14 protein-coding genes are annotated in these 16,010 nt (G+C 46.9%); 8 read left to right on the forward strand and 6 right to left on the reverse strand.

From position 1 onward, the window contains the following. The first annotated feature begins 59 nt into the window (after positions 1–59). Genes Micr_RS01880 through Micr_RS01890 form a run of 3 tightly spaced genes read left to right on the forward strand, consistent with a single transcriptional unit; the run spans position 60 to position 3,462 of the window. Positions 60–1,223 carry a hypothetical protein gene (locus tag Micr_RS01880; protein WP_203134963.1) on the forward strand — a complete coding sequence of 388 codons (1,164 nt, stop codon included), beginning with the start codon at positions 60–62 and terminating at the stop codon, positions 1,221–1,223. Next, complete coding sequence (locus tag Micr_RS01885) at positions 1,220–2,800, forward strand: hypothetical protein (RefSeq protein ID WP_203134964.1); 1,581 nt, start codon at positions 1,220–1,222, stop codon at positions 2,798–2,800. The genes Micr_RS01880 and Micr_RS01885 overlap by 4 nt, the downstream gene beginning before the upstream one ends. An 11-nt stretch (positions 2,801–2,811) precedes the next feature. After that, positions 2,812–3,462, forward strand: coding sequence for an NMD3-related protein (locus tag Micr_RS01890; RefSeq protein WP_203134965.1), 651 nt, complete (start codon positions 2,812–2,814; stop codon positions 3,460–3,462). 3 nt (positions 3,463–3,465) lie between these two features. On the opposite strand, the gene thrS is transcribed toward Micr_RS01890, so the two are convergent. The 4 genes from thrS to Micr_RS01910 form a co-directional block, all read right to left on the reverse strand. Beyond that, entirely contained in the window at positions 3,466–5,148 is a 1,683-nt protein-coding gene (thrS, locus tag Micr_RS01895) for a threonine--tRNA ligase (protein ID WP_203134966.1), read from the reverse strand. Positions 5,149–5,347: 199 nt separating this feature from the next. After that, a complete protein-coding gene (locus tag Micr_RS01900) occupies positions 5,348–5,824 on the reverse strand; it encodes a hypothetical protein (RefSeq protein WP_203134967.1) in 477 nt (158 codons plus the stop codon). Beyond that, complete coding sequence (locus Micr_RS01905; protein ID WP_203134968.1) at positions 5,825–6,958, reverse strand: CBS domain-containing protein; 1,134 nt, start codon at positions 6,956–6,958, stop codon at positions 5,825–5,827. Positions 6,959–7,187: 229 nt separating this feature from the next. Continuing rightward, on the reverse strand, positions 7,188–7,634 hold the full coding sequence (locus Micr_RS01910) for an archease (RefSeq protein ID WP_203134969.1): 447 nt from the start codon (positions 7,632–7,634) through the stop codon (positions 7,188–7,190). A gap of 153 nt (positions 7,635–7,787) precedes the next feature. Between Micr_RS01910 and Micr_RS01915 the strand changes: the two genes are divergently transcribed. Both Micr_RS01915 and Micr_RS01920 read left to right on the forward strand, forming a co-directional pair. Next, positions 7,788–9,365, forward strand: coding sequence for an exosortase/archaeosortase family protein (locus tag Micr_RS01915; RefSeq protein WP_203134970.1), 1,578 nt, complete (start codon positions 7,788–7,790; stop codon positions 9,363–9,365). Positions 9,366–9,369: 4 nt separating this feature from the next. Further along, a complete protein-coding gene (locus Micr_RS01920) occupies positions 9,370–10,377 on the forward strand; it encodes a uracil-DNA glycosylase family protein (RefSeq protein ID WP_203134971.1) in 1,008 nt (335 codons plus the stop codon). A 41-nt stretch (positions 10,378–10,418) separates the two neighbouring features. Here the strand turns inward: Micr_RS01920 and Micr_RS01925 are convergent, their stop codons facing one another. Together Micr_RS01925 and Micr_RS01930 are read right to left on the reverse strand one after the other, a co-directional pair. Further along, on the reverse strand, positions 10,419–10,967 hold the full coding sequence (locus tag Micr_RS01925; protein ID WP_203134972.1) for a hypothetical protein: 549 nt from the start codon (positions 10,965–10,967) through the stop codon (positions 10,419–10,421). 165 nt (positions 10,968–11,132) lie between these two features. Next, positions 11,133–12,032, reverse strand: coding sequence for an NOP5/NOP56 family protein (locus tag Micr_RS01930; RefSeq protein ID WP_203134973.1), 900 nt, complete (start codon positions 12,030–12,032; stop codon positions 11,133–11,135). A 144-nt stretch (positions 12,033–12,176) separates the two neighbouring features. On the opposite strand from Micr_RS01930, the gene Micr_RS01935 reads away from it, so the two are divergent. The 3 genes from Micr_RS01935 to Micr_RS01945 all read left to right on the forward strand — a co-directional run bounded on the left by Micr_RS01935 (position 12,177) and on the right by Micr_RS01945 (position 15,743). Continuing rightward, the gene (locus Micr_RS01935) at positions 12,177–13,679 is read left to right on the forward strand and encodes a glycine--tRNA ligase (protein WP_203134974.1); all 1,503 of its coding nucleotides are present in this window, start codon (positions 12,177–12,179) and stop codon (positions 13,677–13,679) included. Positions 13,680–13,683: 4 nt separating this feature from the next. Further along, positions 13,684–14,619 carry a DNA-3-methyladenine glycosylase family protein gene (locus Micr_RS01940; RefSeq protein ID WP_203134975.1) on the forward strand — a complete coding sequence of 312 codons (936 nt, stop codon included), beginning with the start codon at positions 13,684–13,686 and terminating at the stop codon, positions 14,617–14,619. 62 nt (positions 14,620–14,681) lie between these two features. Continuing rightward, a complete protein-coding gene (locus Micr_RS01945; protein WP_203134976.1) occupies positions 14,682–15,743 on the forward strand; it encodes a radical SAM protein in 1,062 nt (353 codons plus the stop codon). Positions 15,744–16,010 lie beyond the last annotated feature (267 nt).

Consider the following 16,010-nt stretch of genomic DNA (forward strand, 5'->3'; position numbering starts at 1 on the left):
AAATCTGTCAATTGAAACAACTACTAAAAATTACTGTATAAACTTTAAAACTGATTTGCTTGAACTTTAATTTCTACGAGGCCAAACGATACAAGCTATTCATACTCATACCTATAGCTTTGCTTTTGATAAGCCTAGTGTTCATACCTCACATAAGATACGATTCGTCACTGGCCGGGGGCATAACCGTACAGTTCTCTACGACCAATGCCATAACCACCAGGGGGCTTACCTCGTCTATGGCATCCGTAATACCCGGTGCTACTGCTTCGGTGTCTAGGGTGGGTGCAGTGTATACTGCTTCAGTAACAATACCTGAAAATTCCAGCATAGTTGACGCAAACGACAAGCTGTTGGCCTTATACTCTGACTATAATGCATACTCATCTGCAGAGCTCAATCTGGTCTCGGCTTCTACTGGGCTAAAGTCCGATCCCAGCAACTCCACGCTAAAGTCAGAGCTTGCATCTGCGCAGGCAAATGTCACTGCATCACTGTCAAAAATGAGCACGGACCTTGGTGCCGAGCTGGCTCTGCTTTCGCCATTCATAAGTGCAAATTCATCTGCATACTCATATAATTCCAGCAATGCTGCCGGAATGCTCGCTGTTGGCAAGGATGCCTATTCCGCTTCTTCAAGCGCTTACAAATCCAAAGTAATATCTGGTATGAGGTTAGTAGTGCCATTCACTTCATATTCATATGAAGAGGTTACTCCAACTCTCGGAGCCTTCTTCCTGAACCATATGATACAGATAATAATTGCGTCATTCGTAATCATAGCGATCGCGGTCTTTGCGGTGTTCAGGATACCGATACCGTCACTTGCGGTGGTATTTGGCGCAGGCAACGACATATTGATAGCCCTGGGAGCCATGGGTGCCTTCGGCATACCGATGGGCCTGGCATCAGTCGGTGGCTTGCTAATGCTCATAGGATATTCAATAGACACGGAAATGCTGTCTTCCATAAGGATACTTAAAAGGAGCGAGGACACAGTCACGCACAGGGCATTCTCAACAATGAAAACCGGAACCACAATGACTGCAGCGGCGATAATATCTTTCGCTACGCTGTTTATCATAGCTTATGTGTTCTACATACCTACATACATAGAAATAGCAGGAGTCGCGCTCTTCGGCCTGATAGGCGACATATTCACGACTTGGTTCGGGAACACAGTGATGATAGTGTGGTATAAATCAAGCAGGGAGCCAAAATGAACGTCAAGAATAGCTACATAACGGACAAGCGCATAATAGTGCTAGTAATAGTTTTTCTAGCCCTGGCGTTGCTTGACGTACATTACGGATTGCATTTTGGAATAGAATTCATCGGCGGTACGCAAATACCTGTGACGCTTGAGCAGAGCGTGAACGCAACGGAAATGAGCAGCATAATATCCACAATACAGCAGAGGGTATCGACGTTCGGACTTAAGCAGGTGACCGTAGAGGGAGTAGGCAGCGACGAAGTATACGTGACTTTGCCAAGCGTATCAAGCACTGAAATAAACAAGACGGCATCGATAATCGACAGCCAGGGCCACTTTCTTGGGATAGTCAACGGCATACAGGCGATAAACGGCAGCAGCATACTTCCAGGAAGCATAGGCATAGTGCCTCCCACTACAATAAATAATACGGTAGGATGGCAGGTTTCGTTCTTCATAACACAAACCGCAGCCACGTCGTTTGCGAAGGCGGTTTTCGGCCAGGCAAACAAGCCGCTTTACATGTTTTTGGACAGGCCATCAGGTACAATCATACTTCTAAACAGTTCAATGCTGGGCAACGCCTCGGCAGGGGTTTCGGCATCAGAAGCAGAAGCCGCAATGAAGAACGCTTTGGCGTACAACAAGCAGCCGATTCCGCTTATAGTCGTCTACAACAACAATGCTAGCATAAGCGCAGCGGAAAGCTACATAAACGTGAGCAAGAGATCGTACACGCAGATTTTCGCCAGCGACAATCTCCCATCATCGCTGATAAGCTACGCAAAGTCGTTGAATTACACTGTCAAGCTGGAAAGCAAGGCCAATATGACGCCATCATTCACTGAAGTATCTGTAGGGAATTTCTCGCTCAATACATGGCCCCTGATAGGGCTGCTTTCATCTCCTGAGCTTAATCCGTCAATAACCAACGGTAGCGTCGGAGACAGCTACGAGATATCCGGTGCGGCGCCAACCACGCTCGCATATGCGCAGAAGCTAAACTACGCGACCAACACTTCGAAGACAATAGCGAGCATACTTACCGGCGGAGCTCTTCCTGTTCAGGTAATAGTCGGAACGCCGACTTCAATACCGCCAACGCTTGGAAAGAGCTCGCTCGACATAAGCATAATAGCCCTAATAACCGCTATAGTCTTGGTATCAATATTCATAGTCATAAGGTACAGGAGGGTTTTCCTTGTAGGCCCGATCCTGATTACAACGCTGCTCGAGCTGTTCATAATAATATCAGTGATAGGCCTGGTCGGAACGATAGACCTTTCGGCATTCGCCGGAATGATAGCCGTCGTAGGAACAGGAGTAGACGCACAGATAATAATAACCGACGAAATACTCTCAAGGAAAAACACAAGCGAAAGCTCGAAGAGCATATTGGGCAACGCGTTCTATATAGTGTGGGCCGATGCGCTCTTGCTGATAATAGCAATGCTGCCGCTGTTCTTCTCAACATCGCTTGTCGAAGTAATAGGATTTTCCGAGTCCACGATAATAGGTGCCCTGATGGGTGTTCTAGTGACAAGGCCGGCTTACGGCGCCATAGTCAGCAGGCACTATGCGAACTAAAATTGGTATAAATGATAAAATACTGCCCGACCTGCAACAGGTCAAGCGAAGAAGCGCGCTTCATAGGCGAGTTCTGCGAGTTCTGCGTTGCGGACAAGATAAAAGCCACGCTGCCTAAAGTGGTCAAGGTGCGCCGCTGCAGAGTCTGTGGATCGATAAGGGACAGCAAGGGCTTTACGCAATACACCGATGAAGCCATGGCTGACGCAATAGCGCAGCAGATGCATGCTCCAAATTGCAAGATAAAGCTCAAGGAGTTCGACGAAATGAGAAGGATTGCTCTTCTTCGCATCGAATGCGAGCTAAACGAGGGCACAGTAAGGTTCAACTATGAAGTCGACGTAAGGTTCACCAAAGAGATGTGCCCGAGCTGCTACAGGAAAAGCGCCGGCTACTACGAGGCAATAGTGCAGGTGCGCGGTTCAGAGCATAAGGTTGCAGGCTTCCTGGACAGCTTTTCGCGATTTCTAGAAAAGGGCAACGCCTTCGTAAGCAAAACAGCAGAGATGGGAAACGGCATAGACATGTACGTCAGCGACAAGAAGCTGGTCACAGGATACTTCATGCTGCACAAGACGATAAAGCCCAAGGTATCGTACAAGCTGTACGGAGTGAAAAAAGGGAAAAAGCTCTACAGGCACATATATTCGGTAAGCCTCTGAAGCTTATTCGTTTCTCCTTTGCTCCACTTCCTTCTTCATAGAATCTATGACTGCCTCCAGCGCAAGTCCGTTTTCCTGCTTTCCGCTGCGCATCCTAATCGACACGGTGTTCTTCTCCTGCTCCTTTGGCCCAACTATTACCATGTAAGGGGTGCGCGCCAGCTGTGCTTCGCGTATCTTCTTTTCCAGTTTCTTGTCCGATATGTCAATTTCCGCCCTTAGCTTCGATTCTTTTAGCCTCTTGTAAACGCTCTCAGCGTAGGCATTGCTTGATTCGGATAGGGATATCACACGCACCTGCACGGGAGAGAGCCACAGCGGCAGCTTGCCTCCATAGTGCTCAACCATTATCGCAGTGAACCTCTCTATGCTTCCCAGCACTGCCCTGTGTATTATCACTGGGGTGTGCTCTTTTCCATCTTCTCCGGTATAAGTTATCCCGAACCTCATGGGCAGCTGGTAATCCACCTGTATGGTGGCGCACTGCCAGAGCCTTCCCTGCGAATCTTCTATGTCGAAGTCTATCTTCGGCCCGTAGAATGCGCCCTCCTTCTCCTTTACTTCGTATTCAAGGCTGTTCTTTTCGAGTGCGCTTCTTATGGCGTTCTGGGCATCCTCCCAAAGCGCTACGTCGCCAAGGTGCTCGTCTGGCATGGTCGAGAGTTTTGCGTGATACTTAAGCCCGAATACCCCGTAAACCTTTTTGACAAACTCAAGCATGGTGGATATTTCGCTGCCCACTTTTTCTTTGCTGACAAATATGTGGCCGTCATCCTGGGTAAGCTCCTGGACCCTGAAAAGCCCGCTAAGCGCTCCGCTTACCTCCCTTCTGTACAGCTTGTCGAATATCGCGGTCCTGAACGGCAGCTCCTTGTAGCTCCATCTCCTCGACTTGTATATAAGTATCGTAGACGGGCAATTCATCGGCTTGAGCCCGAGCTCTTCGCCGTTTTCATCCACTATAAACATGTTTTCCCTATAATAGTCTATGTGGCCGCTTACGTGCCACAGGGCCACGTTGGCCAATGCGGGGGTGCTTATCTCATTGTAGTCGTAAAGCGCCTCTATCTCGCGTATGAAATTCTTTAGCTCCCTGTATATTATGAGCCCATGGGGGTGCCAGTAGACCATCGACGGAGAAACTTCCTGATAGCTGTATAGGTCCATCGATTCCCCTATGCTCCTGTGGTCTGCTTCAGGAAGCCCTACCCAGTCGCTCTTCTTGACTATCGAAAGATCAAGTTTCCTGCGCTTTTCTCCTTTGTGCTCTTCTCCTTTCATGCCGTAATGCTTTGACTGTTCAGCCAGCGGATGCCCCTTTATCTCTATGCGCCATTTCTTGTTCCAGCCGAATGGGGCATAAACTCCTTCTACTCCAGAGCCGTCTATGATTGCTCGCATGTCTTTGAATATCTCCATTGCCTTTTTTGGCTCTTCAAGATTGTCTCCAAGGTGTGCGAACGGGTACAGCACCAGCTTTTCGAGCTTCTGCTTCTTGGCGAATGCCAGTGCATCTTCGATCGCTTTCTTTGCCACTTCGCTGTTGTCTCCCTTTTCTATGGTCGTAAGGAGCACCAGCGCATTGTCTATGTGCGCCGACTTCTCATCGCTTTTCTCGTATTCCGACGCTTCTGGAGCTATCAGCTCGTAATCGATGCTTTTCACGTCTAGCTGTAATATTCTCATTAAAACACCTTGAAATCGTGACGAGTCATATCCAGCGCAATAAAAACTGCGCTCTTATAAAAACCTGAAAAATCAGATGCATGCCAAATGCCTTCGGCTGGTCCTGCGATTATGCTGTTTGGAAATAACCACCGGCTACCATAGCACCAACTTACATCTCATTATGAAAAAATAACTTATTTAAGTTTTATGTATAGCTTCACGAAGGCTGCATCTCCACGCACGGAACGAATCTGTCGCTGGGGCATGAATTATACGAAGTTACGTTTACCAGATAAGTCCCCTGGGAAGTGAGGCTTCCAAGATATCCCGTAACGTTGACCGGGCTATATGCCGTTACGTAGCTGGCTCCCGCTGTAGTACGCACTACGAACACGACTTCATGCCCTATTCCTCCGCTCTCGGTACCTACATATATATCTGCCACGTCCGGAGGAACCTGCAGCAATGTAAGCTGTTTTGCCGGGAATCCCTGTGCACCAACTACCGCTGCCACGCTTGCCAGCTTGCTGGCAGCTTCCTGCGCCTCTGTTGTGGCTAGTGTGGAAGTGGATGTCGCTATCTGTATGAATGCAAGCACGACTATTGGAAGCAGTATGATGAGCCCAAAGGACAGCGTTATGAGCAGTTCTAGGCTCGATTGACCCTTCTTGCTTTTTCTGCGCTCCTTTCCCATTTATACACTTTCTACTCTTTCGTACTTCTTCTTTTCTAATTTGTCCTTTTTCTTCTTTATCGCTTCCATCAGCGTTTCCAGAACCTTTGCAAACGTCCTGTCAAGCATGAAATCGGTAAGCCTGACTTCCACCATTCCGTACCTTTCTATGCTTGCCCTTGCGTTTATCTCATACCTGCTGTTCTTGAGCTTCTTAACATTTATGGCTATATAATTGATATTAACCTTTCTGAACTTTTCAACTTTTTCTATGAATGCGTTAGACTGCTCCTTTATTTCATATTCGTATTCGTAGGTATCCCTGTCTATTCCGGATATTATTATCCTGTTCTCGAAGGTCTTGCGCTTCGCTATCAGCGCGGCAAGTACGTCAGATATCGTAAGTATGCCGGACGGCACACCGTTGCTCGTCACCACCAATGAAGATATGGAGCGGTTCACGAAATTCCTGACGGCATTTCTGACATCGTCCTTTGCGTCTATGCTCACCGGAGACTTTTCCATTATGCTTTCTATGGTTATGTTCGAAGGGCTGTAACGCCTTGATTTCATGTCGGGATACCTTTCATCTATGACTGTCATCTTCGATATGAGATCGTGCCTTGTTATTAGCCCTGCAAGCTTTCCATTGTCCAGAACCAGAAGCCTGTTCACATTTCTGTCTGCCATGGCGCTGCTCGCCTGTGCTATGCTCGCCTTTGAGTCGATTCCGAGCGCGGGAGATGTCATTATATCGCTGCACTTCATGTCCTTGATCGAGTCGGTGGAAAGCAGCATCTTCATAAGCGTGAATCTGTCCAGAACCCCTACTACCTTGTCTTCGTCCAGATAAGGAAGCGCGTTTCTCCTGCTTCTGTAAAAATAAAATACTGCATCGTCCAATGATGTAGTGTGCATTATCTTAGGCACTTTAACGGCATATTTTAGGACTGGAGTATTCTTGTTCATTTTCAGGCTTTTTGACTCCCTGTGCACGCTCCTGAAATCCACAATGCCATAGAATTCACCCTTGTTGTTTATCAACACGGCAGGATTCTTGTGAACTGCTGGCAGAACCTTGGTCATTGCAGTATCTGCTTCGAAAATCGGCACCTGCGTAATTACGCTTTTTGGTATCCTGTCTAATGTCGCCATCTAAACACCATAAACATTATTAATTTGCTAAGGAAAGAATATTAAGCATAAGGTAGCAACCTTACCTGTGCTTTTGAAAAGGGGCGCGATATAAATTGCCAGGATGGCAGATAGGCTATGCAGCCGCCTGCAGAGCGGCGAAGACGGGTTCGAAACCTACGCGAAAATCCCGTTCCTGGCTTATCTATAACCTTGGGCAAATCGCGCTTCTTTCATTGCACACGCGAATTCATATGTCTATCACGACACTCGACCTGTAGTGGCCTCCGATTTTTTTGACTTCTAGCGTATATCCGGAGACTCCTTTTACATATATCCTCGAATACTTTACCTCCTCGTCGACATATAAAATATTTGCAGAAACGCCGAATCTATCTCCCGATTTCGTTACCTTTATCTTCTCAACTCCATAGCCGTATGCACTAATTGCATCCAGTTCCGACAAGACCCTTTGCAGTATATACCAAAGCAGGTCCCTCTCGCTGCTAGCGCTTTCGCTTACTTCAATGGTTTTTGATACCAATTTTCCCGCCCTTACGTCCCTGCCTATGGCACGTATGTCGGCTTGCGTATCGAGCATTGCCAGCATTGAGTTCTCAAGCATTTGGGCTATGTCGTCGCCATATGCCAGGAACCTTACGTCTGCCGTGTGTGGCATAAACCTGTACCTTATCATAAAAGCGCCTGCGCAAGCTAAAAATTGCTGATAATTCAACGGAACGAAATTATTTAGTATGTGTTTGCCAAAAGCTATACGTCCTATGAAGAAAAGAGTAACTGCTGAACAATGATGAAGCCCATTTCGGCTGAGGACTTTTACGGTGTTTTGATGGCAATAAGCAGCCATAAAGTAAGTGCTCGTGTGGCAGCCACGGCAATACTATTTATAGCATTCCTGGTAGCAGCGTACAACTCAATCGCCGTTACCGGATTCTCGATATCGGATTCCAACCCTGCCGGGTACATAATAGTCCCGATGCTCATGACGCTGGTATTCATAATATTCTCGCTGAAGGAGAATCTCGTCATCATCTACAGAAAACGAAACCTCGCATACGGGGCAATCCTGGCATTGATATACTTTGCAATATATGCCTATTCAAAAGTGTCCTTGTCTTTCCTCTTCCAGACCTACAGGATAGATGCGCTGCTCTTTCCCATACTGCTATCGTCATTTGCCCTCATTCTCTTTGGTCCGTCGGGCCTAAACAAGCTCAAGCCTGCTGTTGTGTTCTCCATATTCGCATCTCCTTTGATACTGATGCCATTGCTTAACCTGTCGGGTGCGTGGACGAGCTTCAACGCATATTCCGTTGTCTCTGTATTGAAGCTTTTCGGCGTTCCGGTCCTTAGCCACGGCCTTGAAATAACCGGTGCATCTGGCTCGTCGATATCCATAGCTTCAACATGCGCAGACATCGCAGCCTTTGTGGCGATGCTGCTCTTTCTGATACCGATAGCATACCTTTATGAAGGGAATCCTGGCAAGAGGGCCATATGGGTCGCTTCAGGAATGGTTCTTCTCTTCGTGCTTAACATAATCAGGATGTCGCTCATAGCAGCAGTATGGGCTTATTATGGGCTCAGCTCTGCGCTAAACACTGTGCATCTTTTTATAGGCCAGCTGCTCTTCGACATAACCCTGGTCGTCATGATACTTCTGGCGCCAAAATTCTCAATGCGCCTGGGTGTGCAGAGAACGGGGCAAAAGTACAGTCGCAGCACAAATTCAGGGGCATCCAATGGCGCAATCTTTGACAAGTCGTTCGCGGTTCCCGCACTTTCCGTAATAATTGTCGCATTCCTGGTATTCGCATTCACCTTGCCACAGGCAAGCTATCAATACATTAGCCCATTCTCATTCGCGGATAATTTCTCATACGTTTCCAATTCGAGCGTTATATCATCTTACGATGCCGTCGCCCTGGGATCTGGGTACAGCATGAAATCAGTGACCTTCGGGGGCAGGTCAGAGCTTTTCGGCATATTCAGCACAAATGACATAAATACTACTACCAACAGCTTCCTTTACATCAACTCCAGCGCGAGACCTACAATGCCACGCATAAACCTGCATCAGCTCGGCACAATACTTATGCACAGGGAGGAATCAACAATTTCTGGAATAACTATAAATGCTTATGAAATATCATCAAATGGCAAGCTTTTCCAGGTGAACTACATATCAATGCCAAATAAAATCTATGGCAATTACACTGTCGCTAACATGGAATTCGTAACCCTAATGAATTCTACCTCGGATTTACAATCCTGCAGAACAGAATACGGTGCAATACAAAGCGTTTATTCGTACATATACAACGCACTGCACTTTAGCTTCGAAGGAAACAACTACGGAATATTCTGCGCGGCGTTCAACGAAGCCAAATTGGCGCAGCAGAGGTAATGCAATGCACATAGAATACAGCTCCGGATTCATAATATACCGTGAAAATACATCCGGAAAGCAGGAGTTCCTTTTCCTCAGGAAGAAAAATGGCGACATAGACATACCTAAGGGCCATATAGAAAAGGGCGAAAATGCCCTCCGCGCAGCAATACGCGAAACCAAGGAGGAAACTAATCTGAGCGTAAAGCCCGACAAATTCTTTAACATAAGAAGGTACTACTGGTTCAGGTTCGGAAAGGAAACGATCAAAAAATACCTGACAGTTTTTCTTTCGGAATATGTAGGCGGAGAGGTAAAGGTGTCAAGCGAGCACGAAGGCTACGAATGGATAGAACCAGCAAAGGCCGTAGCGGAATATTCCAAAAAGCACTATAACCATGACCATATAGACGCTGCGGTAGACTATCTTGAGAAGCGCCGCCTGCTTCAAGAGCTGAACGGTGCGTATTCAAGGCTGCCCGATACGTTCGGCAGATGGGAATTGAGCAGAAAGTTCGTTCCAGGCGAAGGCCCTGCTAATGCAGAAATAATGGTAATAGGCCAGGCTCCAGGGGCAAACGAAGACGATTCCGGGAGGCCTTTCGTAGGAAGAGCGGGAAAGCTTCTGGATTCGCTTCTTAAAAGCGCAGGCATACTCCGCAAAAAGGCCTACATAACCAGTGTAGTGCAGTTCTTCCCCTATGGCAACCGCATGCCTACTGAAGAAGAAATTGAAGCATGCAAGCCCTTTCTGTTCAACCAGATATCGATAATAAGGCCAAAGCTCGTTATAGCGCTCGGATCGCTTGCATCCGCTACGGTGTGTGGCATAGGGGCGATAAAGTCAAACCATGGTACGGTAATCAAGAAGGACGGCGTCAACTACTTCTGTACTCTGCACCCTGCAGCGGCAGTGCGCATAAAGAGCAACATGCCCATAATAAAGGAAGATTTCCTGAAACTTAAGCCCCTGGCTAAGGAAGCGCTTTCAGCCAAAAAAGAAAAGGTTAATAAAAACCCGGCAAGTTAGAAATAGGGGGTAGAGCCTGCTGTAGGAAAGCAGGCTCCGCTTTACTGTGGGGGTGATATAATAAGTACAGTGGTCGCCTTGCCAGCATCATATTTGTAATAAACTTTGTGACCAAGCTGGAACCTTTCTATGAGTCCCATCTTGTAGAGCCTGTTGAGCCTCGCGCACGCGGCGTTCTTGCCCCTGTATCCCATGCCCTTTCTTATGTCTTCGGCACATGCCATGCTGTGCTCGGAAAGCTGTATGAACTGCATTATCTTTGCATCTATTGAAGATATCGCGAGCTGCTTTTGCGATTTTTCTATAGGATCATTAGCCTTTTCTTCTACGATTTCCTCTTCAACAGGCTCGTTGAGCTCCTGTTCGAGGTTGTTTATCTTGTCAAGCATCTGGCGAAGAACGAGCGTGGTCTTTTTGTTTTCGTCTATCATGTATTTGAGCAGAGAAAACAGCTGCGAGCTCGTCTCTGCTTCAGCGTTCCTGCCCTGGCTTTCGATTGTAGTTTTCTCCGAAGCCTTGGCCTCGGATATCTCGTTGAGCTGTTTCCTTAGGGATACGAGCTCATTTTCTATTTCCCTTTTTGTTCGCATCAGAACCAAAGCCCCATCACAACCAAAATCTTTCATGAACCTTGCATAACCGAATCACAAATGTTTCATGCAACAATCATGATTCAATCACAAATATTGTGAATCAAAAATATATTTAAAGCTTTGCCAAAAAAGGAGCAGATCAGTTATTATCGGAAGTGAGCTTCAGCGCCTCCTGTTGAAGCGCTTCTTGCCGTCGAATTTCCTCCCGTGTCCATGCCCCTGCCTGTTGCTGTCATACTGCCTGGTGGGCTTTTCCTTGACCGGCGAGCTTGTTATGCGCTTTATGCCGTTGTCTATGTCTACCTTGAGCTTCTCAGCTATGAAATTCTTTGTATAATAGTCTGCCTTCAACGCCATTGTTATCTTGGTGGCGTAAAGCCTTGCTATCCTCCCTTTTATGTCCTTTCTTGCATTGGTCACTTCCGGGAGCTTGAATATGACTCCGTACTTCGGTGGCTTGCTTCCGAATTTTATGTGCTTGAAAAGAGCCTTCTCTGCGCCTAGCAGCTGCACGGTGCTTGCAGGGAATGTTGCAAGCCTTTCCATGGAGCCGGCCTTGCTGAGAAGCTCTGCTGCTATTTTGTCGTCAGTAAGATAAGCGGTATTCGGGAGAAGCCTCTGCGACGCTGCGCTTATGTATAATTCAAGCTTGTCTATGGAATCGCTTATCTCGAGAAGCAGCTTAGCGTACTCTATGACTACGTTCCTTTCCTCGTCGCCCATGCGCCTGCCTATGCTGTCTTTCAGCTTCTTCTCTATAGATTCGGCCTTGCTCGCATCGCCTATGGCGCTTTCTATGGCTTCCCTGCCTATCTCCCTGTCGGAATTCAATATTAGGACCAGAGAAGCAAGAGCCTTGGGGCTGGATACGTTTATTTCAGGGAAGTACAAGCCGTACCATTCAGTCAGCCTCTCATAGAACAGGTTCTGCGACTTTACCGCTTCATTGTAGGCATTTATCGCCTGTATAAGTGCGTATTCCTCACTCTCGTAGTTAAGCTTTATCTTCTCCTTTGCGGTGCTTATCATGCGCTTTCTTAGCTCTTCGAAATCGTTTTCCAATTAAACCACTTGGCACTCAAGTTTTAAATTATATAAGAGCAATAACTTATTGCTTATGCATAGATAATTGTCAAGCAACACTATAAACCTTGCTTTGCCTGGAGCATTGCATAAAGCTCAAGATTTCGACACGGTGTCAACAAAATGGAAAAAGCTTCAATGACCGATCTGGAAAATCTGGCATACAGGCGCGGCGTGCTAATACCTGCGTTCAAGCTGTACGGCGAGCTCGCCGGATTCTACGACTATGGGCCGATAGGCATAGCCATAAGGAACAGGCTCGAAGCGCACTGGCGCAGGACTTTCATAGACGGCCTTGGAAACCTAGAAGTGAGCACTACAATAATAGCACCTGAAAAGGTGTTCGAGGCTAGCGGCCACCTATCAAACTTTACTGATCCCGTAGTCAATTGCAAAAAATGCCATGCAAGCTACAGGTCCGACAAGCTCGTAGAAGAATTCTACGAAAAGAAAAACGACCAAAAGATGGCCGAAGCGGCAAGGCACATGCCGTTCAAGGAGATAGACGAGGAAATAAAGAAGAACGGCATTAAATGCCAGAAATGCGGCGGAGAACTTTCTGCATCCGAGCCATTCAACTTGATGATGGCTACTAAGATAGGGCCCTATGGCGGCGTGCAAGGCTATCTAAGGCCCGAGACTGCCCAGGGCATATTCATGGACTTCAAGCAGGTATTCCGCGACGGAGGCTACAAGCTGCCCCTTGGCATCGGCCAGGTAGGAAAAGCCTTCAGGAACGAAATATCGCCCAGGCGCATGCTTATACGCATGAGGGAATTTTCGCAGATGGAGCTAGAGTATTTCTTTGATCCGGATGCAGAGACGCTTGAAATAAACGGCGAGCCTGTTGACGAAAGCGCATTCTCCGAAAAGATAAACATGCTTACTGCGGAAATGCAGGAAAAAGGCTCTGCAGACAAATACGTGCAAATGACAATAAAAGAGTGCCTCGAGAAGGGCTTCATCCCCAACAAGCTTTTCGCATTCTGCGTTTACAAGGAGCTAAACTTCATGAGGGAGCTGGGTTTCGAAGACAACAGCATAAGGTTCAGGCAGGTCCTGAAGTCGGAGCTGCCGCATTATTCCAAGGGCAATTTCGACATGGAAGTTGAATTTTTCGGATCATTCGAAGAAGTATCAGGTATTGCATACAGGACGGATTTCGACCTTATGAACCACCAGAAGCATTCGGGCGAGGACATGAGCGTAATCAACGCCGACAAGAAGCTTGTGCCCCACGTAGTGGAAGTCAGCTTCGGGCTTGACAGGCTTTTCTGGACGTTGATGGGCTCAAAGCTCTTCAAGGACGAGGAGCGCGGCTGGAACGTCCTCAAGCTTAACGATTATACTGCGCCCTACGATTATGCAATATTCCCCCTTCAGAAAGATGAAAAGCTAAGAGATAAGGCAATAGGGCTGAGGAACAGGCTACTTTCCAACGGGATGAGGATATTCTTCATGCAAAGCGGCAGCATAGGCAAAAGGTATGCAAAGGCAGACGAAACCGGCATACGCTATGCCATAACGGTTGACTACCAGACTCTAGAAGACGGTACTGTGACGATAAGGGATTCCTACGACGCAACCCAGAAGAGGCTTAAGCTGGAATACCTAGCCAGAAAGTGATGATTTGGCAATTGCGCAATACGGCAATGTTTCTTGCGAATTCAGGCTTGAAGCATTCAGCATGAAGCACACTTTCGAGAGTGCACAGCCGCTTACGTTCTATGCGGACTACGATCCGAAAGCAAATTTGCTTTCCTATGGCGCAGGAAAGCTCTTCATGAGGCTTGAATCCAAAGAGCGCAATCCAAAAGCTGTGCTAAAAGTCTATGGGAAGAGGTCAAAGGCTTACTCCTTAGAGGTCTACAAAAGGTTCAGGCTTGACGACAACATGGATAAGATATATAAGGCGATAGCCAAGGATTCACACGTATCAGAAGCAATAGCGCGATATTACGGCATGAGATTGACTCTCAACGATCCATGGGAAACAACGCTCTGCTTCATAATATCGCAGTTCAACAACGTGAAGAGGATAAGGCTCATAGTCAGCAACATTGTAGAGAGGTTCGGCAACGTTGTCTATTCAGACGGAAAGATTACGGTAAAATCATTTCCTACAAGCGAGGAGCTCAAGAACGCAACTGACAGCGAGCTCAGGGCCTTAGGGACTGGATTCCGCTCCAAATACATAACCAGCGCTGCGGCTTTCTGCACCGACAACATAAACCTTTACAAGCTCAATGCAAACAACTACGAAAAGCTGAAATCAAGGCTGATGGAGATAGACGGCGTAGGGGAAAAGGTCGCTGACTGCATTGCGCTTATGGGCTACGGGAACCTAAGCGCATTTCCAACAGACGTGTGGATAAAGCGCACAATGGAAAAGCTCTATTTCGATGGCAAGAAGGTAAAGCCAAGGGATATACACGAGTTCGCAAAGGACTACTGGGGCCCTTATGCCGGATACGCGCAGCAATACTTGTTCCACAACGCCAGGACATACAGGGAAGATAAGCAAAAAGCGGAAAAAGGTAAAAGTTCTGCTGAGCAACAGGCTTAAACCTATAAATATATGGAAAAATAACAATAAACCTTGAATAATGCTTAAAACGCGGTGCATTCGTGAGTGTAAAAAAATTCGTTTCGCTTAGCTCTACTGCATTGAGGAGCAACATAACCCAGCTCGACAGGCCGTACAAGCTAAATTTTGCAATTACTTACTGGTGCCAGTCGAGGTGCCAGACGTGCAACATATGGCAGCTTAAGCCAAAAGGAGAGCTTACCCTGGATGAGATAAAGGAGTTTGCCAAAAAGAACACGAGCTTCAAGTGGGTGGAGCTCACCGGAGGGGAGCCGTTCCTTCGCAGCGACATAGTTGACATAGCCCGTGCGTTCGCAGAGAACTCCAAGGATCTTTATGTCTTGACCATGCCTACGAATTCGCTGTGCGGAAGGCAGATGGTGCTCGACAAGCTTTCAAAGATACTTGAGCTGGGAATACCTAAGGTCTCAATAACAGTGAGCCTTGACGGATACCGCGAGCTACACGACAAGATAAGGGGCATACCTGGGAACTATGACAAGGCAATCAGCATGTTCCGCGACCTGATGGAGCTGAAGAAGAAATACAAGAACTTATATTTCGTTTTCGGCTATACGATGAGCACATTCAACCAGGGCCAGCTAATGAAGACAATAGAAGAAGTGAAGAAGGACATACCTGAGGTCCGCTACAACGACTTCCACCTGAATCTTGGCCAGGTATCTTCAAACTACTACGGGAACGCCAATATAGAAGTAAAAGGTGCTCCTGAGGTAATTTCCAACGAAATAGCCGAGTTTATAAAGAGAAGGGATTTTGAATTGGGAATAATACCGCAGATAGAGGGCGTATTCCTAAAGAAGCTGCTTTATTATACAAAAACAGGAGAAATGCCAATGAAGAGCAGAAGCTTGGAAGCCTCGCTCTTCATGGACAGCTATGGATTCGTGTATCCTTCCATAATGTGGGACAAGAAGATAGGCAACATAAGGGAAACCGGATTCGACCTTTCAACGATATGGTCAAGCGATCTGGCAAAGCAGACAAGGCAGGAGATAAGGCAGGGAAAAGAGCCAAAGCAATGGACCGCATGCGAGGCATACCAGTCCATAACCGGAAATCTGCTTAGCTTCATACGCTGACGTAAAGCATCAGCTCAATCTTCAGCTAATCCATGAATAGCCTAGTTGCCATGCACTAATGCATATGCACATATAAACTGCTTTTATCGAGTTATACGCCTAAACACAAAAACGTATTTAAAGACTGCCATTTCATTTTGCTTTGAAGTATAAAATATTGGGTGATAGTAATGACAGGTGAAGACTCTTACTAAAAAATCTTGGGACTTTAACCTTATTCTTTCTTCTTGTTAATTATTCCTTTATACTGATAGGTTTCTTCTGGGC

Source organism: Candidatus Micrarchaeum sp., from assembly GCF_016806735.1.
GTDB lineage: Archaea > Micrarchaeota > Micrarchaeia > Micrarchaeales > Micrarchaeaceae > Micrarchaeum_A > Micrarchaeum_A acidiphilum_A.

Bases quoted from the DNA above. Each gene is read 5' to 3' on its own strand.
- Micr_RS01920 (WP_203134971.1), top strand. From the start codon at position 9,370: ATGCACATAGAATACAGCTCCGGATTCATAATATACCGTGAAAATACA.
- Micr_RS01935 (WP_203134974.1), top strand. From the start codon at position 12,177: ATGGAAAAAGCTTCAATGACCGATCTGGAAAATCTGGCATACAGGCGC.
- Micr_RS01910 (WP_203134969.1), bottom strand. From the start codon at position 7,634: ATGATAAGGTACAGGTTTATGCCACACACGGCAGACGTAAGGTTCCTG.
- Micr_RS01900 (WP_203134967.1), bottom strand. From the start codon at position 5,824: ATGGGAAAGGAGCGCAGAAAAAGCAAGAAGGGTCAATCGAGCCTAGAA.
- Micr_RS01885 (WP_203134964.1), top strand. From the start codon at position 1,220: ATGAACGTCAAGAATAGCTACATAACGGACAAGCGCATAATAGTGCTA.
- Micr_RS01905 (WP_203134968.1), bottom strand. From the start codon at position 6,958: ATGGCGACATTAGACAGGATACCAAAAAGCGTAATTACGCAGGTGCCG.
- Micr_RS01925 (WP_203134972.1), bottom strand. From the start codon at position 10,967: ATGCGAACAAAAAGGGAAATAGAAAATGAGCTCGTATCCCTAAGGAAA.
- Micr_RS01915 (WP_203134970.1), top strand. From the start codon at position 7,788: ATGGCAATAAGCAGCCATAAAGTAAGTGCTCGTGTGGCAGCCACGGCA.
- thrS (WP_203134966.1), bottom strand. From the start codon at position 5,148: ATGAGAATATTACAGCTAGACGTGAAAAGCATCGATTACGAGCTGATA.
- Micr_RS01890 (WP_203134965.1), top strand. From the start codon at position 2,812: ATGATAAAATACTGCCCGACCTGCAACAGGTCAAGCGAAGAAGCGCGC.